This is a genomic window from Sphingopyxis sp. 113P3, from assembly GCF_001278035.1.
Lineage (GTDB): Bacteria > Pseudomonadota > Alphaproteobacteria > Sphingomonadales > Sphingomonadaceae > Sphingopyxis.
The window spans coordinates 844,662-864,690 of the sequence record NZ_CP009452.1; the positions used below are offsets into that span (position 1 = coordinate 844,662).

22 protein-coding genes are annotated in these 20,029 nt (G+C 62.6%); 9 read left to right on the forward strand and 13 right to left on the reverse strand.

Going from position 1 to position 20,029, the window contains the following annotated elements; all coding sequences use genetic code 11:
• The first annotated feature begins 687 nt into the window (after positions 1–687).
• The 7 genes from LH20_RS03990 (at position 688) to map (ending at position 4,356) form a co-directional block, all read left to right on the forward strand.
• Positions 688–1,056 carry an ArsR/SmtB family transcription factor gene (locus LH20_RS03990; protein ID WP_083455277.1) on the forward strand — a complete coding sequence of 123 codons (369 nt, stop codon included), beginning with the start codon at positions 688–690 and terminating at the stop codon, positions 1,054–1,056.
• Entirely contained in the window at positions 1,049–1,312 is a 264-nt protein-coding gene (locus LH20_RS03995; protein WP_020697644.1) for a hypothetical protein, read from the forward strand. The genes LH20_RS03990 and LH20_RS03995 overlap by 8 nt, the downstream gene beginning before the upstream one ends.
• Positions 1,312–1,644: a DUF3817 domain-containing protein gene (locus tag LH20_RS04000; RefSeq protein ID WP_053553106.1), complete on the forward strand. Its 333-nt coding sequence runs from the start codon at positions 1,312–1,314 to the stop codon at positions 1,642–1,644. The genes LH20_RS03995 and LH20_RS04000 overlap by 1 nt, the downstream gene beginning before the upstream one ends.
• Before the next feature lie 10 nt (positions 1,645–1,654).
• Positions 1,655–2,086 (forward strand): CopD family protein, encoded by a 432-nt coding sequence (locus LH20_RS24350; protein ID WP_053553107.1) that lies wholly within the window; start codon positions 1,655–1,657, stop codon positions 2,084–2,086.
• 412 nt (positions 2,087–2,498) lie between these two features.
• Positions 2,499–3,143 (forward strand): DUF6010 family protein, encoded by a 645-nt coding sequence (locus LH20_RS23685; RefSeq protein ID WP_235527108.1) that lies wholly within the window; start codon positions 2,499–2,501, stop codon positions 3,141–3,143.
• Between the two features lie 237 nt (positions 3,144–3,380).
• On the forward strand, positions 3,381–3,587 hold the full coding sequence (locus LH20_RS04015; RefSeq protein ID WP_053553108.1) for a ParD-like family protein: 207 nt from the start codon (positions 3,381–3,383) through the stop codon (positions 3,585–3,587).
• Position 3,588: 1 nt separating this feature from the next.
• Positions 3,589–4,356 (forward strand): type I methionyl aminopeptidase, encoded by a 768-nt coding sequence (map, locus tag LH20_RS04020; protein ID WP_053553109.1) that lies wholly within the window; start codon positions 3,589–3,591, stop codon positions 4,354–4,356.
• A 4-nt stretch (positions 4,357–4,360) separates the two neighbouring features.
• Here the strand turns inward: map and LH20_RS22710 are convergent.
• The 5 genes from LH20_RS22710 to LH20_RS04045 form a co-directional block, all read right to left on the reverse strand.
• Positions 4,361–5,130 (reverse strand): IS5 family transposase gene (locus tag LH20_RS22710; protein ID WP_144423492.1). Its coding sequence is split into 2 segments (ribosomal slippage): positions 4,361–4,815 and positions 4,815–5,130, totalling 771 coding nucleotides; the frame shifts between segments, so codons are not numbered across the junction.
• Between the two features lie 372 nt (positions 5,131–5,502).
• A complete protein-coding gene (locus LH20_RS04035; protein WP_083455278.1) occupies positions 5,503–6,708 on the reverse strand; it encodes an ISL3 family transposase in 1,206 nt (401 codons plus the stop codon).
• 198 nt (positions 6,709–6,906) lie between these two features.
• The gene (locus LH20_RS24355; protein ID WP_158501094.1) at positions 6,907–7,233 is read right to left on the reverse strand and encodes a helix-turn-helix domain-containing protein; all 327 of its coding nucleotides are present in this window, start codon (positions 7,231–7,233) and stop codon (positions 6,907–6,909) included.
• Positions 7,226–7,540: a hypothetical protein gene (locus tag LH20_RS23445; RefSeq protein ID WP_053553110.1), complete on the reverse strand. Its 315-nt coding sequence runs from the start codon at positions 7,538–7,540 to the stop codon at positions 7,226–7,228. Before LH20_RS23445 ends, LH20_RS24355 begins: the two co-directional genes overlap by 8 nt.
• Position 7,541: 1 nt before the next feature.
• Positions 7,542–7,880, reverse strand: coding sequence for a hypothetical protein (locus LH20_RS04045; RefSeq protein WP_144423508.1), 339 nt, complete (start codon positions 7,878–7,880; stop codon positions 7,542–7,544).
• 109 nt (positions 7,881–7,989) lie between these two features.
• Here LH20_RS04045 and istB point away from each other — a divergent pair, with 109 nt between their 5' ends.
• Positions 7,990–8,754 carry an IS21-like element helper ATPase IstB gene (istB, locus tag LH20_RS04050; RefSeq protein WP_028095139.1) on the forward strand — a complete coding sequence of 255 codons (765 nt, stop codon included), beginning with the start codon at positions 7,990–7,992 and terminating at the stop codon, positions 8,752–8,754.
• A gap of 54 nt (positions 8,755–8,808) precedes the next feature.
• Here the strand turns inward: istB and LH20_RS23215 are convergent, their stop codons facing one another.
• The 8 genes from LH20_RS23215 to pdxR all read right to left on the reverse strand — a co-directional run bounded on the left by LH20_RS23215 (position 8,809) and on the right by pdxR (position 19,188).
• Positions 8,809–8,973, reverse strand: coding sequence for a hypothetical protein (locus LH20_RS23215; RefSeq protein WP_235527109.1), 165 nt, complete (start codon positions 8,971–8,973; stop codon positions 8,809–8,811).
• 46 nt (positions 8,974–9,019) lie between these two features.
• Positions 9,020–10,225 carry a carbohydrate porin gene (locus tag LH20_RS04055; protein WP_083455280.1) on the reverse strand — a complete coding sequence of 402 codons (1,206 nt, stop codon included), beginning with the start codon at positions 10,223–10,225 and terminating at the stop codon, positions 9,020–9,022.
• Entirely contained in the window at positions 10,225–11,541 is a 1,317-nt protein-coding gene (locus LH20_RS04060; RefSeq protein WP_158501095.1) for a putative porin, read from the reverse strand. The genes LH20_RS04055 and LH20_RS04060 overlap by 1 nt, the downstream gene beginning before the upstream one ends.
• Positions 11,542–11,659: 118 nt before the next feature.
• On the reverse strand, positions 11,660–12,766 hold the full coding sequence (locus LH20_RS04065; protein WP_053553113.1) for a PepSY-associated TM helix domain-containing protein: 1,107 nt from the start codon (positions 12,764–12,766) through the stop codon (positions 11,660–11,662).
• A 375-nt stretch (positions 12,767–13,141) separates the two neighbouring features.
• Positions 13,142–15,313: a TonB-dependent receptor gene (locus tag LH20_RS04070; RefSeq protein ID WP_235527110.1), complete on the reverse strand. Its 2,172-nt coding sequence runs from the start codon at positions 15,311–15,313 to the stop codon at positions 13,142–13,144.
• Positions 15,314–15,464: 151 nt separating this feature from the next.
• Entirely contained in the window at positions 15,465–17,132 is a 1,668-nt protein-coding gene (locus LH20_RS04075; RefSeq protein ID WP_053553114.1) for an amidohydrolase, read from the reverse strand.
• Positions 17,129–17,641, reverse strand: a complete 513-nt coding sequence (locus LH20_RS04080; RefSeq protein ID WP_053553115.1) for a hypothetical protein — start codon at positions 17,639–17,641, stop codon at positions 17,129–17,131. Before LH20_RS04080 ends, LH20_RS04075 begins: the two co-directional genes overlap by 4 nt.
• An 86-nt stretch (positions 17,642–17,727) precedes the next feature.
• Positions 17,728–19,188, reverse strand: coding sequence for a MocR-like pyridoxine biosynthesis transcription factor PdxR (pdxR, locus tag LH20_RS04085; RefSeq protein ID WP_053553116.1), 1,461 nt, complete (start codon positions 19,186–19,188; stop codon positions 17,728–17,730).
• 223 nt (positions 19,189–19,411) lie between these two features.
• Here pdxR and LH20_RS04090 point away from each other — a divergent pair, with 223 nt between their 5' ends.
• Positions 19,412–20,023 (forward strand): FMN-binding negative transcriptional regulator, encoded by a 612-nt coding sequence (locus LH20_RS04090; protein WP_053553117.1) that lies wholly within the window; start codon positions 19,412–19,414, stop codon positions 20,021–20,023.
• Positions 20,024–20,029: the final 6 nt, after the last annotated feature.

Sequence of the window (20,029 nt, forward strand, 5' to 3'; positions counted from 1 at the left end):
CATCATGAGGCATGACCTCGAAAAGGACCATGACCCCGGTTCGGATCAATATGCAGGCTTGACAGATACCCGCAATTAAAGGGCCGTTTGACACCCAAGAACGCTGCCACCATCTTCTCATTGGGACTGCTCCCTCGCGTCGCAGCCATCAAAGGTGACGGGGGAACTTGAGACCCCACATGGTGAGCCCGAAGACGGCCGGTTTTGTTCCCATGCCGAGGGGCAGGATTTCGGACCTGACAGGCACTTTGATCTGATCGAGATGCAAAAAGCACATGCAGCACGTCTTATGGTCGCGTGTCCCTGTTCGTAGTGGCCTTCAGAGCTGAGAACGAACTGGTTCGGAGCCGAAGTCGACAGACAACCGCACATCATGGAACTTTCAAAAGTACAAATTTTTTTCACGAAATCGAAGTTGATACGCCCATCCACCGTAGCTCCGCCGACGGATCAGAATCGCAGACTTGGCCCAAGTCTCTCCAGGACGGCCGGAGCTCCGATACTCCGAGATACGTCGGGTGGCACCCATCCTGCACGAGGTGCGCCGCCGATGGTTGCATTGCAAGGAACTGTTCTCCACCTGCCGACCTGTTGTGACGACGCCGGCTTGTCAGTTTGGACACGCGCCCCACCTGAAAGAATTTATTGACATATCAGCCAACGTGTCATAAAAAAATGACATGTGCAATGAATTTTTATGCTGCATCGGCGGTGGGGATGAATGGAGATCGGATGCTGGAGACGTTGGCCGCTCTTGCGAATCCACATCGGCTGCGGATCCTCGAGGCACTCCATACAGACGGGCGGATTTATGTCAGTCAGCTTGCTCGAAAGCTGGGCATCAGCCGTCCTTTGCTGCATCTCCACCTCAAGAAGCTGGAGGATGCAGGGCTCGTAACGAGCAGGATGGAATTGTCGCAGGACGGGAAATCGCTGAATTTCTATGAGGTCGCACCGTTCAACGTCGTCCTGAATCCTAGTTCTGTTGCTGACGCCGCTCGTTCGTTAGCCATTTCCATAAAATCCGGAGCCTCTGAAAGGGACGAACATGAATGATCATGCCTCTACGTTTCTACTTGTTACCATTCTCGCGCTGATGGTGGTTTTGCTAATATTCGGAATGAAATACTTCTCTGCAGCGCGATCTGCGCGGCTTCGTATCATGAGCGAAGACGCTTATCGCGATCTCGCCGCACGCTCCATCAAAGCACAAGAAGAATGTGCCAGTGCAATGCCGGCCATGAAGGAGGCGATCGCCGAGATAGAAAGCCGTCTCGTAAATATCGAAAAGGTACTCAAGGAGGTCGAGTGATGCAGTCGTCCGAGACCGCCGAAGAAATCTGGCAATTACGAAAAATGCGGGCAGCCTCGCTTCTGGAAGGCTTTACTCTGATCATTCTGGTTGGAATCGCTGTTCCGCTGAAGCACTTCGCCGGATTGGCCGTCGCCACCTCGATCATGGGGCCCATTCACGGAATAGCCTTCGTCTTTTACTTTTGGATGCTCATCCAGATCGTGTCCGGCGGAGGATGGGCTCGGGGCGAAGTGACCCGCATGATTGTAGCTGCTCTCGTTCCGTTCGGGGCATTCGTAAATGAACGAGCGTTGGCGCGTCGCCAAGCTTTATTGATCGAAGCGGTTTGACGAGGCTGCCATGGTCTACCTTGGGCTCAAAGCCTTTCACGTTGTGGCGGCAATCACCTGGATCGGAGGAATGCTCGCTGCCGCGGTCGTGATAGCGGCAGCCACTCGCAACGGCCCGCAGAGACAAAGCGATGGCCCCTCGGCGTTCATCACATCAATGCGTCGTTGGGATCAGAGGGTCACTTCCGTTGCGATGCTCCTGACTTGGGCGTTGGGGTTAGCGCTCGCTTTGTTGGGCGGCTGGTTCCCAGACGTGTGGTTGATTGTCAAACTTGGTGTCGTCCTTCTGCTCTCGGCTCTGCACGGATGGCTATCAGGTCGTCTCCGCCGACTGCACCAGCAAAACTCGACCCGAATGCCTCCCAGCCTGCGGTGCATTCCCTTTACGGTTATTCTTGCGGTCTCCGTCGTTGCAATTCTCGTGGTTACGAAGCCTGTCTGAAGACTTTCGGGGACAATCGGTTCTTCGTTTGCGTTCCGGTGTGCGCAAGCGGTTGAGCAATCGACATGCGAAGCATCGAGCGATGAGTCGCAAGGATCCCCGCGCTTCTAAAACTTCACAGCATCCACAGCCCCCATTCAACGTTGGGGTTCCGGTGAAGTCCGGCCCGGACCTCACCGAGGAGGCTGTCGCGTGGATACAAGGCTACGGCATCGACATGGTGGGAACGGCTCGAGCTGCTGGAGCCGATATGCGCAGGTACACCTCATCTGATTAGGCACGCCCAGGCTCATCCGAGCCTTATTGCGATGCAGTTCCCGACTTCGTCGGAAACCCTTTCTCTCCATCCATGTCTATCTTGGAAATGGAATCACCCATGCCGCCGATGACCCCAACATCTGCTACTCTATTGATGACCATCGCGCCTGTATTGGTCGCGCTGGTTGCAATTGCCGTATTATCTCTTCCGTCAGAGCCAACTCGCCAAAGGTTCAGCGCAATCTTCGTGGCAGGCGCAGGGGCTGCCTATCTCGGCTCGGGGTTTGGTCCACTTGAGCTGGTCTTTTGCGGTGTCGTGACATTGCTCGCGTATCGCGGATTGAGCGATTATCGGGCGATCGGCTTGGCTTGGGTGCTACATTCCTGCTGGGATGCTGCCCACGATCTGTGGGGGGAGCCCATTCTGCCCTTCGCTCCGACTTCGTCCTATGGCTGTTTTGTCAGCGACTTCTGGCTTGCTGCTTGGTATTTTGCCGGCGCACCAAGTCCGTGGCGGCGCGAGACCTGGCTGAAGAAATTGAGTGAGTTCACCGCCATTCTTCAGGGTTGCACGCTCGTTGCGCTTGTATGCATCGCGATTCCAGCACAGCTTCTGTTTAATCTCGAAGACGCGATCGCGGCGGCGTTAGTCAGTCATGTCGTTGCCGTTGCTGTCCACACATACACGGTGCGCAACAGGCCAACTCGGGATAATTGGATTCTCGGAGCTCTGGTGCCCTTCGCAATTTTCTTACGCGGCAGTGTACGCGACACGTCGTCACCGAATGGCCCTGATTGATCGTGCGGTTTGTGGTCCATGCCAACAATTTGATCATCTGCTTTATCTGAGCCGCCAAATGACCGGTCTCGAGCGGTTCTGTCGGTCATTCCCGTCGGTCACTCGCGGTCGATTACGCAGAGCCATGCTCATCGAGACCAAACGGCAGGACCACAAGCGTTTTAGAGATAGGCGCATTGACGGGTTTATATGCGTTTCATATATGGATCGTATATTTAAGCAATTTGAGCACAGCATATGGGCATCGTGAAGATTGACGACGAACTGCACGAAGAGGTGCGCAAGGCGAGTGCGGTAATGTGCCGTTCCATCAATGCGCAGGCAGAGTTCTGGATGAAGATAGGTAGGCTTGCCGAGGCCAATCCGACATCTACGTTCAGCGAGATCATCAAGGAGCAGCTCGCTACTGCGGAGGATCACGCCGAACGGGCGGCCGCTGCCTGACATGGTGAAGACGTCTGACGAGCTCGCGCTCATGCGTATATCTGGCCAGTTGCTGGCCTCTGTCTTCGACATGCTGGACGGGCTGAACCTCGTTGGTATGTCGACAATGCAAATCAACGATCTGGTCGAGCGCTACATCACCATCGATCTCGCTTCACGCCCTGCCAGCAAAGGGCAGTACGGCTTCAAGTTCGTCCTCAATTGTTCGATCAACGAGGTGGTTTGCCATGGCGTGCCCGATGCGGACGTGATCGTACGGGACGGCGACATCATCAATCTCGACATCACGCTGGAGAAGAATGGCTTCATCGCGGATTCGAGCAAGACATACGTAGTCGGCAATGCATCCGGTGCGGCAAAGCGCCTGGTCCGGGTCGCCCGTGAAGCCATGTGGAGGGGGATCAGGCAGGTGCGTCCTGGGGCGCATCTCGGCGATATCGGCTTCGCCATTGAACGGCATGCGAAAAAAAACGGGTACTCCATCGTGCGGGAATTCTGCGGCCACGGCATCGGCCGCGAGATGCATGAGGAGCCGCAGGTGCTCCATTTCGGGCGCCCGGGAAGAGGCCTCCGCCTGCGAGAAGGCATGGTCTTCACGATAGAGCCTATGGTCAACCAGGGCAGCCGCAAGGTTTACACCGAGGATGACGGGTGGTCCGTCGTCACCAACGATCGGAAATTGTCTGCCCAGTTCGAGCATACGGTCGCTGTGACGGCAAGCGGCGTGGAGGTCTTGACCCTGCAGCGCCATGATACCGTGCCAGCCTAGACCACTAGGCCGTGGACTCATAAGCGTTGATCCAGAGGCGTGCTGAGAAGAGCTTGATGGCGGCGAGGAAGTTGTCGGCTCGCTTGTCGTATCGGGTGGCCAAGCCTCTGGCGTGTTTGAGTTTTCCGAAGAAGCGTTCGATCAGGTTGCGATATCGGTAGAGGAAGGTGCTGAACACAAAGCCCTGCCTGCGATTGCGCTTGGCGGGAATGTTGGCGAAGCCGCCTTGTGCTGTGATCCGCGCGCGGATGGCGTCGCTGTCATAGGCCTTGTCGGCGAGGAAGGTGCTGCCTTCCGGCACGGCGCCGAGCAGCGGATCAGCTTGTTTGCAATCGCTCGCCTGTCCTTCGGACAAGTGCAGCTGGATCGGCAGGCCTCGTCCATCAACCAGTGCGTGGATCTTGGTCGTCAAACCGCCGCGGGAACGTCCCATGCAGCGATTTGGGTCCCCCTTTTTAAGGTCGCACCGTGCTGGTGGACCCGGATGGAGGAACTGTCGATCATCACCAACTCGCCGTCGAAGGCATGGGAAACTGCCGTCAGCAGCCGATCCCACACACCGGCTTTGCGCCAGCGCACGAAGCGATTGTAGCAGGTGGTGTGTGGACCATAGCGTTCCGGAATATCCGCCCAGGGGCTGCCTGTGCGGAACCGCCACAATATCCCGTTGATCACCCGGCGATCATCCACACGTGGCACGCCCCGCGGCTTGTTCGGAAGCAGCGGCTCGATCACAGACCATTCGAAATCTGTCAGCTCAAAACGGCGACGCATCTCCAAGACTCCTTTCCCGAGCCTTGAATCAATCACTGCCGCCTCGCGCAACTCAGTTTATGAGTTTACCGCCTAGATCGCTGATGGAACTCTCGCAGCTTCAATGGATCGAGCGGCCGCCTCCGCCATCAGATGCGATATTCCTCCCCTGCAGCTCGGCCTCCCGACAGCGGCCAAATGCCGGCATTGCAGGCGAACTGAACAATCGGCGGTTTTGAGGGAGCGAGAAGGCCATGGTGAACGTCGACAATGTCGGCGAACGTTACCGTTACGTTTCAAGATATTAAACGATGATCACCCAGTTCTCATCTTTGTCATCTTGGGTGCACCATAAAATCAGGCTCTTCCCCGTGAACGGGGGATGAGGGTGGATCAGACCCGATTGATGACGCCATTCCAACCGCAAAGAGCGAGCACGCGCAAGCGGTAGTTGTGAAAGTTGCGGAAGCCGAACGCGCGGCGCGAGATCATCTCCATCTTTGTGTGAAAGCCCTCGGTGATTCCATTGTTCCTGGAAAAGCGCCACATGCGGGCGACGGGCTCGAGCCAGCTGGTCAGGGTATCGGCGAGGGACTTGAGGGGGCTGGCGGCGAACTGATCGATCAGCCTGAGCAGGTCGGGGATAAGCTGGCTGGCCTTTTTGGCATTGAGGGATTTTTGCGTCAGCAGGAGGGCCATGTCCTGCTTGGCAGTGTAGAGGGCTTCGAGCACCGGATTGGCTTTCAGGTAGACGGCCAGCCTTTTGCGCTGTTCTTCGCTTAGCTTCCATCGATGGCGCCGCATCGAACTGAGCAGCCCGCGATTCTTTCGGCCCTCGGGATCGAAGCGCTTCCATCCTTCGAGGAAATGCTGGTTGAGCAGCCGAATGACATGGAAGCGATCGGCGACGATCTTCGCGTTCGGAAAATATTTGCGGGCGATTGCGCGATAGGTTTCCGACAGGTCCATCACGATGACCTTGACCTTGTCGCGCCCTGGCAACCTTCGCAAATAGCTTCGTAAACTGTCTTCCGAGCGTCCCGGGACGACATCGTGGACCTTGTGATTCTTCAGATCGACAAATGTCGTCGCATAGCCTCTCTTGCGCGAGAAAAAATGCTCGTCGATCCCCAGGACCTGCGGGCAGGGCCGACCGGACAGCTCCGAGACGCGCTGTTCGATGAAATGATGATACCAGCGCTCGATGGTTGCACTGCCGATCGCATGGGTGCTCGTCAACTGGCTTTGGCTGATGCCTCCGTGGTGACCGTCGAAGACCTCAAGACGGTACGTCTCCGTCGCGCGATAGCGCGGACGGATGCCCGAAAAGCGATGACGGAAATAGCGGCCGCAACCGGCACAATGATATTTGGGCACCGCAAGGTGCACGATCAGGATCTGGTTGCCTTGACGCGTGTGCTTGAGCTCGCGCTCATAAGTCGCCTTGATCCGCAGCCCCCCGTGGCCGCAATAAAGGCAAACAGGCCGCTTCGTTGGCCGCGCCCACACACGAATGTCGCGTCGCCGCTCGACACGGACAATCTCAACATCCGACAGCCCTAATATGCCGTCGATTCCCTGATCAGCCTTCTTCTTCATCAGACTTGTCCTTCCTATGACAAGTCTAACCCAATTTCCCTCATCCCCCGTTCACGAGGAAGAGCCTAAAATCAATGACTTAGTGATTAATCGCGTGGGTTTCTGTGTTGCAACTGGTGACACAGAGTTTCAGCGATTTTCCGTGATTTTTAGAGAGTTTCGGCCAGTCGATGCAACATGGATGCAACACGAAGAGGGTTATTTCCCTCGGCGAATTACCCGAGATTTATCGATCTTGATTGGCCGCCGACGGCGGGCTCGCTCGATCATTCGCGGGGCTGTCGCAGGCGCAGGCGCAGTTTCAGGCTCTGGCGCCGGTGCTTCCGCGTAAGTGGTGGCCTCTTCGAAGCGTACGACCTCGGAGGCAGGAATGCGGATCAACGCGCCGATACGAAAGCAGCCCAGCTGCCCCTGATTTATGAGCTTGCGGATCATGCTGTCGCTGCACCCCCAGCGCTCGGCCAGTTGTGCGATCGAATATGGCCGAACATCGTGCTCGGGCAGGATGTGGCTCCTTTCAGTCAAAGCGTGGCCGCCTTTTCGGTTGGCACGCTTCCCAAGCCCGCCGGCAAGCTGCCTCGACCTCTGGATCTGGATGCGGGCGCGGATATTGCGCCCTGTAGGCTTTCTCCATGGCCTCTTCCCGCTCAGCTTTCCTGACTGCAATACGATCCTCCGCCAGGTTGCGGGCCCACTCCGCGGCCGCCTTGGAGAGAGCATCATATCCTCCCATTGCGACAAAAAGATCGAGGTCGTCGGCCGAAAGCGTAAGCGTTTTGCGACGTTCGATTTTCTCCGAGAATCGACGATAAAGTTCGGCCGGTGTTGTCATATCAACGCCCCTTACGAGATTTGGGTTTGAGATGCGCCCCCTCGGCCAGTCGCTTCTTGGCCCGGTCCAATAGCGCATCTGTCTCGGCCTTCTTGGCTTCTTCTGCTTTCCATCGGTCGTAATCGCTCAGCAGCGCCGCCGGCGCCTCATCGGTGCCGAACTGATCGGCAATGAACTGGTCGAGCTGGACTCGCGCCCACAAGACGCTGCCGCCCTCCTTCACCCCGACGGCCCTGAACCGCTCCAAAAACGTGGTGTCCGAGATACCCATATAGGCCGCGGCGATCGGCGCCGCCATGCGTCCGGGCCAGTCCGGCATCTGCTCGAGACTTATTTTCACGGCCGCCATCTCCTTGCCTTCTATCCGATCGTAAAGGCTTGTCCGCGCGGTCCAACGTGGGGACCACCTCGGCGGCAAGCTACATGTCTCTGCTGTCGGGAGACGCGGCATGACCGGTGCGCCGCAGATCCTGCTTGCTCATCACCTGAAGACGCTGAAGCTCCCGACCTTCTTGCGGGAGCACGAGAAGCTGGCGCGCCAATGTGCAGCCGAGGGCCTGGACCACGTCCAGTTCCTCGCCCGACTGGTCGAACTGGAACTGATCGACCGCGAGGGACGGATGATCGAACGCCGGATCAAGGTTGCAAAGTTCCCCGCCAAGAAGAGCCTGGACAGCTTCGACTTCAAGGCGATCCCGAAGCTCAACAAGATGCAGGTACTGGACCTCGCCCGTTGCGAATGGATCGAGCGGCGCGAAAACGTCATTGCGCTCGGACCGAGTGGCACGGGCAAGACGCATGTTGCTCTGGGGCTGGGACTGGCCGCTTGTCAGAAAGGAATGTCGGTCAGCTTCACTACGGCCGCGGCACTGGTCAACGAGTTGATGGAAGCCCGCGACGAGCGCCGCCTCCTGCGGCTCCAGAAGCAGCTGGCCTCGGTCAAACTGCTCATCATCGATGAACTGGGCTTCGTGCCTCTGTCAAAGACCGGCGCCGAGCTACTCTTCGAGATGATCTCGCAACGCTACGAGCGCGGCGCCACGCTCATCACCAGCAACCTGCCGTTCGACGAATGGACCGAGACCTTCGGAACAGAGCGGCTGACCGGCGCTCTGCTCGACCGCCTGACCCACCACGTCAACATCCTCGAGATGAATGGCGAGAGCTACAGGCTCGCGCAAAGTCGGGCCCGAAACGCCGGCCAGACCCCATAGAAAACCGCAACGCGCGCTTGAGCCCGCCGCTCGGGCTACGCCCTCCCGGCGGGCTCAAGCGCGCAAGAAAGTGGCCTGCTTTTGCGCCGCCCCGTGGCCGGTTTTTGCTCCGCCGTCATAGCCCTTGGCCCAAAAGACGTGGAGCGCATCGACCAGCGCCTTGTCGACGCAGAATTCGCGTGGGCGTCCCTTCGTCGTTTGTGCGGTCTCAACTTCCATAACGGACGGTATATAATGTACTGCGCGGAAAAATCCAGCCTGCGCGTCAAAGTCCGGCGAAGCTGTGAGATGCTTCGAAACGGAGGCCGAGGACGAAGGCGTCGGCGAGGGTGGGATCGGCGGACGGGCGGCGGATATAATGGGCGCTGGGCTGGATCGACAGCCAGGGGGCGAGCTGCGCGCGGTAGCTGGCCTCGATCGCGACCTCGGCCGAGCCGCCGCCGGTCGCGCGCCGCCAGCTGTCGGAGGTGAAGGCGGCAGAGACGGCGATGCCGAATTCATCCTCGGTGCGGCCCGGAATCCAGCCCCCGAACTTGAGGCCGCCGCCGGCGAAGCGGTCGAACATGTTGAAGCGACCGCTTGCCGAGCCGAGCCTTGCGAAGGCGTCGATGCGGCGCTCGTCGCGGTTCAGGACGGGAAGCTCTGCGCGGACGTAGGTGCCGGCGTTGCCATTCGCGCGGCCGCTACCATCGTTGAGGTCGAAGCTTGCGGTATAGCGCCAATGGCCGAGGAGCAGCTTGCCTCCGCCCAGCGGTGCCTCGACCTCGCCGACAGCGAGTGCGCCGTCGCCATGACCGAGCCGGATCGCGGTGCGCGCCGGATGGTCGGGATCGCCGGGGACGCCGTCGAGCAGCGCGGCGCGCACCGTCCATCCTTCGGCGGGCGCGATCGCGACGCGGGCCGCGAGCGAGGTGGACGGGAAGATCGAGGGGCCGTTCAGGCCGCTCTGCGCGAAATCGGTGCCGATGCCGTTCGGGCTGCTGACGAAGAAGCCGGCGGTATCGATCGCGTCGAACTCGGAATTGAGGTCGTAGAGCCCGAGCTTGATCGAAGCCGCGTCGCCGATCTTCTGGTCGATCCAGGCTTCGTAGAGCCGCAGCGCGCGGACGCCGGTTTCGATATTGCTGACCGCCTGGGTGTCGCCGGCAAGATCGCTGATCGAGCGGCCGTTGTTGTAGAGGCCATAGACATGGAGCTGGGCGCCGGTCCAGCCGGCGAGCCGTTCAAGATCGGCCTCGAGCACGAGGTCGAGATTGTCGAGATAGCGCGCGCCGCGGCGCCGGCCACCCGCGACATTGCCCATCACCTCGCCGGTATAGGTGATCTGGAGGAGCAGCGGGCCGTGCGACTCTTCGATCTCGCCCGGCGCATGGATGTGGCTGTGCGGCCGGTCGGCGGGGGCTGCGGGTTCGGCCGGCGCCCCGTCCACCGGGAGGCCGGCAAGGCCCAGTGTCGCGGCGGCGAGCAGCATCAGAAGCTCAGCATGAGAGCAAGGCGGATGCGGTCGAGCCACTCGGTCGAGGCGAAGCTGCCTGCGTAGAGCGGATCGAGCGGCCGGTAGTGGTACCAGAGCAGGTCGACTTGCAGGTTGCGCGCCGGAACATGCGAGAGGCCGACGCCGTGGAGGCGGTAGTTGGTCGACAGGTCGATATTGTCGTGGCTGAAGGCGGCGAGCACCGAATCGACCTCGACCTCCGAATAATTATAGGACAGGCGCCAGTCGCCGGGTTCGGCGGTCCGCCCCGCCGCGAACTCCAGGTTGAAGGCGGTGTCGCCCGACACGGCGGCGCCGAGATTCTTCACATAGTCGGCGGTGAAGCTGACCGGCCAGCGAGGCGACGGACCCGCCCAGCCGAGGGTGCCGATCCCTTCGACGAGGTGGAAGTCAGAGAGATAGCGGCCGCCCGAAAGGAGGTTGCCGCGGAAATCGCCGGCATCGGCGCCCGCGACCGACCCGAGGCGGTAGTGATAATAGCTGCCGGTGAGGCCCGCCTTGAAATCGGGCGCGAGGGGCGCGGCGAGGGCGAGCTGGCCGCCGAGCATGTCGCTGTCGCGCGCCACGGCGGCCTCGTCGATCACGAAATAGAGGCCGCGCGCGTCGAGCTTCGCGCCGCCGAGTTCGGCGCCATAGGAGAGCGCCGCGCCCTGCGGCGAGACGTCGCCATCCCACAGCATATCGGTGCGCTGGAAGACCTGGGGGAATTTGCCGGCATAGGCGGTGAAGCCGCCGTTCCTGTAGCGCACCCACGCCTGATCGAGCGACACCGCGAAATCGTCGACGAAGCTGCCAAGGGTGACGTCGGTCGAGTTGGGATCGTCGGGGTCGCCGGTGGCGATCTGGGTGCCGACCGAGAAATGATCGTCGATCGCATAGCTCGCGCGCAGCCGGGCGCGGACGGCCGAGCGCGACCGGTCGCGGCCCGGGACCAAATTCCATTCCTGCCGCACCCGCACGTCGCCGCTGACGTCGAGGCCGGGGATGCGGAATGCGCCATCCGCCACCGGCGCGGCATCGGCAAGCTGCGCCGGGGCCGGCGAGGGTGCCGCGCCCGGGGCGGGAGGCGATGCCGGCACGGACGCCGCGACATCCGCGGGAGAGGAAGGGGACGTCACCGGTGCCTGCTCCAGCATCTGCGACTGCTTCGCCACCATCGCTTCGAGCTGATCGATGCGCGCCTGCTGTTCGGCGAGCCGGCGTTCGAGCGCTTCGAGCCGGTCCTCCTGCGCGTGGGCAGCAGGTACGAGGCTGAGCGCTGTTGCCGCGAGAAGCAGATGGCGAATTGGCATGATGAGCATCCCCTTGCTTGATTTATGGCGATGGAGCCGATGGCCGGCCCCGCGCGGTCGTTATCTTAGCGCTGGAGACTGACGACAAACTGATGGCCGCGGATTCCGGTTTGCATCATCAGGCACTCCGCCCCTCACGCGCCCTGGCGACCGGCCTGCGACGTCGAAGCCAGAGCAGAAGACCGGCGACGATCATGGTGATCAGCCAGACGCCGATGGCGATGGAGAGAAGGCGTCCGATCAGCCCGCCGGCTTCTCCGGTATGGATGGGGAACAGCGCGCTCATGAAAGCGCGGGCCGGCGGCGCATCGGCAATCGGCCAGACGCCGCGCAGCGTGCCGTCGTTCGCGTCGACAAAGACAATGCTGCCCCCATAGGCGCGCCGAATCTCGCCCGGCGCACGCACAAGGATGCGATAGGTCGCATCCTCGCCTTCCGGCCAGGTGACGTTGGTGAGGTTGCTGCCGGGAAGGGCGGCGAGGGCCGCGCCGGCCGCGGCCGCGAAGCCGACCGGCGGGCCGGCGGGCGGATTGGCGGGCAGGGAAACCTCTTCCGCGCCGACCAGCGTTCCGACGCCCTGTTCGAATTTCAGCATGGTGCCGGTCGCGGCGATCGCGAACGCCGGCAGCACCGCCCACAGACCCACCGCCCGGTGCCAGGAATAGAGCCGCGCGGCGGCGGGACCCTTGCGTATGGGAAGGAGCGCGGCCCGCCAGGTCCCGCGCCGCGGCCAGGCAGCGATAAGGCCCAGGAGAAGGTTGGAGCAGAGGAGAAGCCCGCTGATCGAGACGATCCAGCTGCCCCACGCGCCGAGCAGGTCGTGGTGGAAGCCGACGAGGACGCTCATGATGCGGGTTTCGTCTTCGCGCGGGGCGTCGATGATCGCGCCGTCGCCGGCGATCCGAACCGACCGGCTGTTGCCCGCACCGTCATCGAAATAGAGATCATAGCGATCGGGAAGGCCGGCCGACGTCCAGATCGCGCTGGCTTTCGCGCCGGTTCCGGTCGGGACGAGCGTGTCGATGCGCCGCTCGATCGCCGCGAGGTCGGTCGGGCGATGCAGCGTCGAAAGCGATGCGTCGGCGATTTCCCAATGAAAGACGATCAGGATACCGGTGACCGCCTGAAGCAGCCAGAAGATCGCGGCACCGAGGCTCAGCCACCGGTGAACGGCCAGAATCTTGCGGCGGAGCGTCGGGCGCCCCTGCTGGACTTGCGTGCTCATCCGACTGCATTGGCGTGTCCGGAAGGACCGAAAAACATCCACTTTGCCGCCGAGCGAGGGGACCAATCGAGCGGGGCCGGTCAAACGCCTCGGCGGCGCGCAAAAGAAAAGGGGATTTGCAAACACCAGCATTGGACAAGACCCGCCTCTTATGACTCGTCACCCTGAACTTGTTTCAAGGTCCATGGCCTGCCCTCGAATTGGGCGCGGCGCGGCAGGAGAAGTCCGGCCATGGATGCTGAAACAAGTTCAGCATGACGAAGACAGGGAGGAAGGGCTGCCGGCTGCCAGCTTTGCATTTGCAAAGGATATAATGCCCAACGAAAAGAGCCCGGCTGCTGCCAGCCGAGCTCTCTTGAACAAGGGGGCGGCCGGTCAGAATTCGACCGTCGCCGAGGCCTTGAAGGTTCGCGGCAATCCCTGAACCAGATAGCCGCCGAGCGACGAGGACCAATAGGATTTGTTCGCGACATTATCGACGTTGAAGCGGAAGGTGATCGGCGTTTCGCCCGCTGCGACGACATAGCGCGCGCCGAGATCGAAGCGCGTCCATTCAGGCAGTTCGAGCGTGTTGGTCAGATTGACCTGCTGCTTGCCGGTCTGGATCAGGCGGCCGGTCAGAGTGACCCCCGGCAGGAAGCCGAGATCCCATTCGACGTTGACGTTGGCGGTATAGTCGGGGACGCCGATCGCATCGAGCCCGTCCGTCGCGCCGCCCTGCGTGCGCCTTTGCTTCGCGTCGGTGAGCGACAGGCCGGCGATGACGCGCAACCCGGTTACCGGCTCGCCGTCGAGGCTGAATTCGATGCCCTTGTTGCGTTGCAGGCCGTTGACCGTGAACTCGCTCTGACCCGAACCGTTGACGATCGTCAGCGCTTGCGGGCGGTCGGTCTGGAACAGTGCGACCGAGGCATTGAAGCGGCCGAGCGCCACCTTGCCGCCGATTTCATATTGCTTGGTCTTGTAGGGCGGGAAGACGTCGCCGGCGTTGATTGTGCCGGCCGGCGCGACCGGACCCTGGACCAGCCCCTCGATCCGGTTGGCATAGAGGGAGACATGTTCGCTCGGCCGGATGACGAGGCCGATCACGGGGGTCGTCACATTTTCCTTGTACCGGCTCGTCTCGCCGCCGAGGGTGATGTTGTAGGCGCGATAGAAGATCTGTTGGCGGCGCAGACCGAGCGTCAGCTCTACCTTCTCGTCGAACGCGCCGAGCGTGTCGGATGCGAAGAAGCTGGTCAGCCGGGTGCGGTTCGCCGGATTGGGATCGTCGAGATCGCCGCCCAGCAAGCCCGCGCCATATTCGGGTTCGGGCACGTCGACGGGGTCGAACAGATTGTTCGGGCTGCCGGCGAAGGAGCCGAAGGCATAGGCGTTGCGGTTGATGTAGCGGCTGTGCGACGCGCCGAGATTGATCTCGTGCGTGATCGGGCCCGTCGCGAACTTGCCGCGGATGCCGACCTGCGCTGCCTCGTTATTGTCGTTACGCGGAATTTTCGACCCCGTGACCCGACCGAGGCCGGTATCGGCGTCGAGCAGGGTAAAGCTTTGATAATTGCCGCGTTCGGCCGCGTCGCGCGCACCTGCCGATGCGTAGAACATGAAATCATCGCTGATATCATATTCGAATTTCAGGATGCCGAAGATGTCCCTTAGGGTAGTGTAGTTCCAATCCTGACCATAATTCAGATCGGCCTTCGGCGGCTTGGGGATGAAAGCCAGGCCGCCGTCGAGCTGAACCATCGGACGCATATGCTGAACCTTGGCGCGCTGATAGGCGAGGTCGAGCGACAGGCGGGCGCGGTCGCTGCGCCAGTCGAGCGCGGCGCCGAGCACGATCGAACTGCGATATTCGTCGTCGATGGCGATGTCGCCCCAGCGACCGGCGCCGTTGACGCGGATGCCCACCGAGCCGTCGGCGCCCATCCGGCGCCCGAAATCGAAGGCGCCGCCGATATGGGAGTCCGACAGATAGTTGACGGTGACGCGGTTCGTATCCCTGTCTTTGGCGCGCTTGGGCTGCAAGTTGACCGTGCCGCCGAGCGCGGAGCCGCCAGGCGCGGCGCCGAACAGGAAGGCGCTGGCGCCGTTCAATACCTGCACCTGATCGTAGAGTTCGGGCGAGACGAGCTGGCGCGGCGTCACGCCGTAAAGACCGTCGATTGCGATATCCTCGCCATACAGCGGGAAGCCGCGGATCACGAACTGCTCCGAGGCATTGCCGAAGCCGAGCGAGGTGCGCACGGACGGGTCGTTCTCGAGGACCGCGCCGAGAGTCAGCGGCTGCTGGTTGAGGATCAGCGTTTCGCTGTAGGCCTTGACCGCGAAAGGCACCTCCATCGCGTCCTTCTCGCCGAGTGCGCCGAGCGAACCTTGCCGGATGACCTGCGTTTCATTCTCGCGCTGCGCGGTGACGACGATGCTGTCGTCCTCTGGCGCGACTTGCTGGGCCAGCGCCGGTGTGGCCGACGCGAGCGCGGCGCCGAGCGCGGCGAAGCCTGTTCCCCGAACGATAGTGCGGCATGCAACCATGATCTTTACCCCCATTATTGGCACCAAATCTTCTTCCGGTACGAACGGGATCGGGCGCCAAGCCTGTAACTGCAACATGTTTGACCCGGTTGGGCCTTAAAACATCCAGTTTGCGCAGTTGCTGGGGTCCAGATGGTCCATCAAATTCCGGTCGAGGGGACCATCGTCAGCCAAAGCGTTGAACGCCGCCGACAATTGTCCGCAGCGCTTTTACCTTTGTTAGAGAATGAGAATCAATAGCAAAGAAATCATGGTCCCAAACGACGAGATCGGCGAGCAGGCCGGGAGCGATCAGGCCGAGGCGCGTCTCGCTGAAGCCGGCATAGGCGCCCTCGCGCGTATAGCCCCGCATCGCCTGGGCGAGCGTGATGCGCTGCTCGGGATGCCAACCGTGCGGATTCCTGCCATCGAGCGTCTCGCGATTGACCGCGGCGTCGAGCCCGGTGAGAGGGTCGATCGGCGCCACCGGCCAGTCGGACCCCATGCAGACATGCGCGCCCGAGCGGACGAGCGAACCATAGGCGAAGCTGGTCTTCAGCCGTTCCTCGCCGATCCGGCGCACCGCCCAGCGACCGTCGTCGATCGCGTGATAGGGCTGGACCGATGCGATGATGCCCTGCTGGGCGAAGCGCGGCAGCGCGTGCGGCTTCATGTGCTGGACATGCTCGACGCGGAAGCGGCGATCGCGCGGGCCGTTGGCGGCGGCGACGGCGGCCATGGTGTCGAGGACGATGTCGTTCGCCTCGTCGCCGATCGCGTGCGCGGTGACCTGCAACCCCGCCTTGTCCGCCCCTTCCATCCAGCGGCGAAGATCGGCGGGGTCGGTGACGATGATGCCGCGCGTCGTCGGATCGTCGGCATAGGGTTCATAGAAGCGCGCCGTGCGCGAGCCGAGCGAGCCGTCGAACACGACCTTGCAGCCGCCCCATTGCACCCAGTCGTCGCCGCGGCCTTCGCGCGCGATCAGCTCGACTTGCGCCTCCCAGTCCTTGAGCGGCAGATAATGGCGGAAGCGCAGCCCGGTCTCCCCCGCGGCGCGCAGGCGACGGGTCGAATCGAAGCTGATCGATTCGAGCTCGGTCGGGTGAACCTGCGTCACGCCCTTGCTGAGCGCGACCGCGATTCCTTCGCGCGTCACCGCGTCGATCTGGTCCGGCGTCGGCTCTCCGATCGCGCGCAGGACCAGATCCTTGGCGGCGTCCTTGATAATGCCGGTCGGCTCGCCCTGCGCGTCGCGTTCGATCACGCCGCCGGGCACGTCGGGCGTGTTGCGGTCGATCCCCGCGAGCCGCAGCGCAAGCGAGTTGAGCAGCAGCATATGGAGGTCATAACGGATCACCGCGACCGGTGTGTCGGGGGTGACCGGGTCGATCCACGACCGGTTCGGCATTTCGCCGCCCCAGCGATCCTGATCCCAATTGCCCCCTTCGAGCCACTGCCCCTTGGGCAGCGCCTTCGCGGCGGCGGCGACGCGCGCGATGAATTCCTCGGGATTCTCCGCATCGCGCAGCGACGGTTGCGACAGCATCGTCGCGGCTTTGACGAAATGGACGTGCGCGTCGATGAAGCCCGGGGTGACGAAGGCGCCATCGAGGTCGACGACCTGCGTCCGCTTGCCGGTGCGCGCGCGCACCGCTTCGACACCGATCGCGGCGATACGGTCGCCCTTGATCCCGATCGCGTCGGTACGCGTGTCGGGGCCGGCGCCGGTCCAGACGCGCGCGTTGACATAAGCGATGTCGAGCGGCTCGTCGGCGCCGGCGAAGGCGCCGGGCGCGACCGCCACCGCGGCGGTGCCGCCCGCGACGGCGAGAAGGCGCCGCCGGGCGATCATTGCGCCGCACCCGTGGATTTGCGCGGCGGATTTTCAGCGCGCCACTTGTCGAGCCTGGCGAGCCATGTCGCCGCCGACAGCGGGCCATAGGTCTGGGAATCGCTATGTTCGGCGACCAGTTCGCGGATGTCGACGAAATAGGCCGGGCCGCTCGGCAGGCCGAGCTCCTTGCGCTTGCGGTCCATCGCCGCGGTCTGTTCAGGCGTCGGTTCGATGCCGGTGACCGGTTTGAACAGGATGACGTCGAAGTCGGCGCCATTTTCGTGAAAGAAAAGCTGGATCGGCGGAAGGCCGCCCGCTGCCGCGACCTCGTCGGCCTGGGCGATGCGGCGGATGAACTCTTCCTGCTTTCCCGGCGCGAGCTTGAAGATCTCGAACCAGGCCTCGGGCCATGGCGCGTCGGCGGCGGCGGGTGCGGTCGCCGGCGCGGCGGTCGCCGGCTGCGCCTGGGCGACGGGCGCGAGCGGCAGGGCCGCGGCGGCGAGCAGATATGCGAAGCGATATGTCATGATTTCCCTCCTGGACGAGCGGGAGGTTCCGTCCGCGGCGTGGATATGAGAACATCCAACATTGGACGGCCCGAGGGGACCAGCAATCAGCCCGCCGCTTCGCGCAGCGCCGCGAGCGCGGTGCGCGCCTCGTGCGCGTTGAGGCTGGCGAAGCCGATCCGCAGCCCGCGCGGCGCGTCGGTGGTCGTCATGAACGACCGCGACGCGGCGAAGCGCAGCCCCATCGCGGCGGCGCGCGTCTCCATCTGATCGAGGTCAGTGTCGAAGCGCAGCCAGAAGGAAAGGCCGCCGTCGGGCATGCGATAATCGACGAGGTCGCCAAGCGTCCGGTCGATTTCTGCCGCGAAACTCTCCCGCCGCCTGGCGTAGATTTGCAGCACCTTGCGGCCGTGCCGTCGCAGTTCGCCATTCTCGATCAATTCGGCGGCGGCGTCCTCGGTCAGCGCATTGCCCATGCCGTCGGTCAGTGACACCCGGTGTGCGATCGCGTCGATGACCGCGGGCGGCGCCGCGACATAGCCGATCCGCAGCGCCGGGAGCAGCAGCTTCGACATCGACCCGACATAGAGGACGTGGCCGGGGCCATAGGCCGCGAGCGGCAGCAGCGGTTGCGATTCGAAGTGGAATTCATGGTCGTAGTCATCCTCGATGATCGCGAAGCCGAACTGCCGCGCGAGGTCGAGGAGCCGCAGGCGCCGCTCGGGCCGCAGCGAGACGGTGGTCGGGAACTGGTGATGCGGGGTCACGAACACCGCGCGCACGGCGTTGCGGCGGCAGGCGTGCTCGACCGCCTCGACGTCGATCCCGTCTTCGTCGAGACCGACGGGAACGATATTGGCACCGAGTGCCCGGAAAGCGGCCACCGCCGGCTCGTAGGTCAATTTCTCGACGATCACCGAATCACCCGGGCCGAGCAGAACCTGCGCGGCGAGAAAGATGCCGTTCTGACTGCCGCGGGTAATGCAGATATTTTCCGCCGCGACGGGCAGGCCGCGCTGGCTTTTGAGCATCATGGCGATCGCTTCGCGCAGCGCCGGCGACCCGCGCGGGTCCCTATATTGGAAGCCATTGTCGCGCGAGGCTCGCTGCACCGCGACGCGATAGGCGCGGGCCAGCAGCTCGACGGGAAACAGGCGCCCGTCGGGCGCGCCCTCGTCGACCTTGAGCCCGGGGCCGGAGGGGAGCGCAAGCGGTCGTTCGGGCGGCGGCGCGAAGCGATAGTCGATCACCGCATCGCTCATCGTCGCTTCGGCTTCGCCCTGATGCCGGTTGACCGGGTCCGGCAGCGATGCCGCGACCATCGTGCCGCGCGTCCCGGCCGATTCGAGCCAGCCCTGCGCGATCAGATCCTCATAGGCGAAGACGACGGTCTTGCGGTTGACGCCGAGTATCTTGGCGAGCTGGCGGCTGCTGGGAAGATAGGTGCCCGAGGTGAGCCGTCCGCGCTCGATATCCCGGATCAGCGCCTGAATGATCTGCATATAGATCGGAACATCGCGCGCGGGGTCGATCCGCTCGCCGAGACTGACCTGCCATGGCCGCAACATTGGATCTCTCCGGATTAGTATTTGACTTGTTTTTCGGACCAATCTTATCGTGATCGATTCCGGACTGCAACCGGGACTGGCCCCATGCACTTTTCGATTTTGGCGCTTGTCGGCGTGCCAGTGCTGGGGAACAAGAGAGGTTGGGAACCCGATTTCCGGCCCGCCGCGCGGGCAGCAGCCGGCGCGGGTTCGCTCGATTTCACGATTTGCATCCGGGGGTGATGTGGGGCTTTTCGAACGATTTGACGATGCCGATGTGCAGGCGCTGGTGGAAGCCTATCCGCTCGCCTGGGTGTGCGCCGGCGCGCCGGGTGCTATCGAGGCGAGCCTTTTGCCTCTCGTCGGGCTGTTCGACGCCGAGGGCCGGCTGACCGAGTTGGTCGGCCATCTGATGCGCTCCAACCCCCTCTGTCCGGCGTTGCAGGCCGGCGGGGGCGCGACGATCCTGTTCAAGGGGCCGGACGCCTATGTCAGCCCGGAACATGCGGGGGTGCGCGACTGGGGCCCGACCTGGAATTATGCGCAGATCAAGATCGGTGCCGACGTGCTGGTCGACGAGGCGCTGACCGAATGGTCGCTGCAGCTTTTGATCGACGCGATGGAATCGGGGCGGGTGAATCCCTGGGGAATCGAAGAGCTGGGCGTGCGGTATCAGGGCATGCTTCAGCGGATCATCGGCTTTCGGGCGAAGGTGACGAGCCTGTCCGGTAAGTTCAAGCTGGGCCAGGACGAAAAACCGGAAACGCGGGCGTCGATCCTGGCGTCGCTTCCCGACCCCGATACGGTGGCGTGGATGCGGCGGTTCAACGAGGGGCGAGGGGATGATACGAAATAGGGCCGG

What these genes read in the sequence shown, in the direction of transcription:
- LH20_RS03990 (WP_083455277.1), top strand. Translation starts at nt 688, where the DNA reads ATGAATTTTTATGCTGCATCGGCGGTGGGGATGAATGGAGATCGGATG.
- LH20_RS03995 (WP_020697644.1), top strand. Translation starts at nt 1,049, where the DNA reads ATGAATGATCATGCCTCTACGTTTCTACTTGTTACCATTCTCGCGCTG.
- LH20_RS04000 (WP_053553106.1), top strand. Translation starts at nt 1,312, where the DNA reads ATGCAGTCGTCCGAGACCGCCGAAGAAATCTGGCAATTACGAAAAATG.
- LH20_RS24350 (WP_053553107.1), top strand. Translation starts at nt 1,655, where the DNA reads ATGGTCTACCTTGGGCTCAAAGCCTTTCACGTTGTGGCGGCAATCACC.
- LH20_RS23685 (WP_235527108.1), top strand. Translation starts at nt 2,499, where the DNA reads ATGACCATCGCGCCTGTATTGGTCGCGCTGGTTGCAATTGCCGTATTA.
- LH20_RS04015 (WP_053553108.1), top strand. Translation starts at nt 3,381, where the DNA reads ATGGGCATCGTGAAGATTGACGACGAACTGCACGAAGAGGTGCGCAAG.
- map (WP_053553109.1), top strand. Translation starts at nt 3,589, where the DNA reads ATGGTGAAGACGTCTGACGAGCTCGCGCTCATGCGTATATCTGGCCAG.
- LH20_RS04035 (WP_083455278.1), bottom strand. Translation starts at nt 6,708, where the DNA reads ATGAAGAAGAAGGCTGATCAGGGAATCGACGGCATATTAGGGCTGTCG.
- LH20_RS23445 (WP_053553110.1), bottom strand. Translation starts at nt 7,540, where the DNA reads ATGACAACACCGGCCGAACTTTATCGTCGATTCTCGGAGAAAATCGAA.
- istB (WP_028095139.1), top strand. Translation starts at nt 7,990, where the DNA reads ATGACCGGTGCGCCGCAGATCCTGCTTGCTCATCACCTGAAGACGCTG.
- LH20_RS23215 (WP_235527109.1), bottom strand. Translation starts at nt 8,973, where the DNA reads ATGGAAGTTGAGACCGCACAAACGACGAAGGGACGCCCACGCGAATTC.
- LH20_RS04055 (WP_083455280.1), bottom strand. Translation starts at nt 10,225, where the DNA reads ATGCTGCTCGCCGCCGCGACACTGGGCCTTGCCGGCCTCCCGGTGGAC.
- LH20_RS04060 (WP_158501095.1), bottom strand. Translation starts at nt 11,541, where the DNA reads ATGCCAATTCGCCATCTGCTTCTCGCGGCAACAGCGCTCAGCCTCGTA.
- LH20_RS04065 (WP_053553113.1), bottom strand. Translation starts at nt 12,766, where the DNA reads ATGAGCACGCAAGTCCAGCAGGGGCGCCCGACGCTCCGCCGCAAGATT.
- LH20_RS04070 (WP_235527110.1), bottom strand. Translation starts at nt 15,313, where the DNA reads ATGGGGGTAAAGATCATGGTTGCATGCCGCACTATCGTTCGGGGAACA.
- LH20_RS04075 (WP_053553114.1), bottom strand. Translation starts at nt 17,132, where the DNA reads ATGATCGCCCGGCGGCGCCTTCTCGCCGTCGCGGGCGGCACCGCCGCG.
- LH20_RS04080 (WP_053553115.1), bottom strand. Translation starts at nt 17,641, where the DNA reads ATGACATATCGCTTCGCATATCTGCTCGCCGCCGCGGCCCTGCCGCTC.
- pdxR (WP_053553116.1), bottom strand. Translation starts at nt 19,188, where the DNA reads ATGTTGCGGCCATGGCAGGTCAGTCTCGGCGAGCGGATCGACCCCGCG.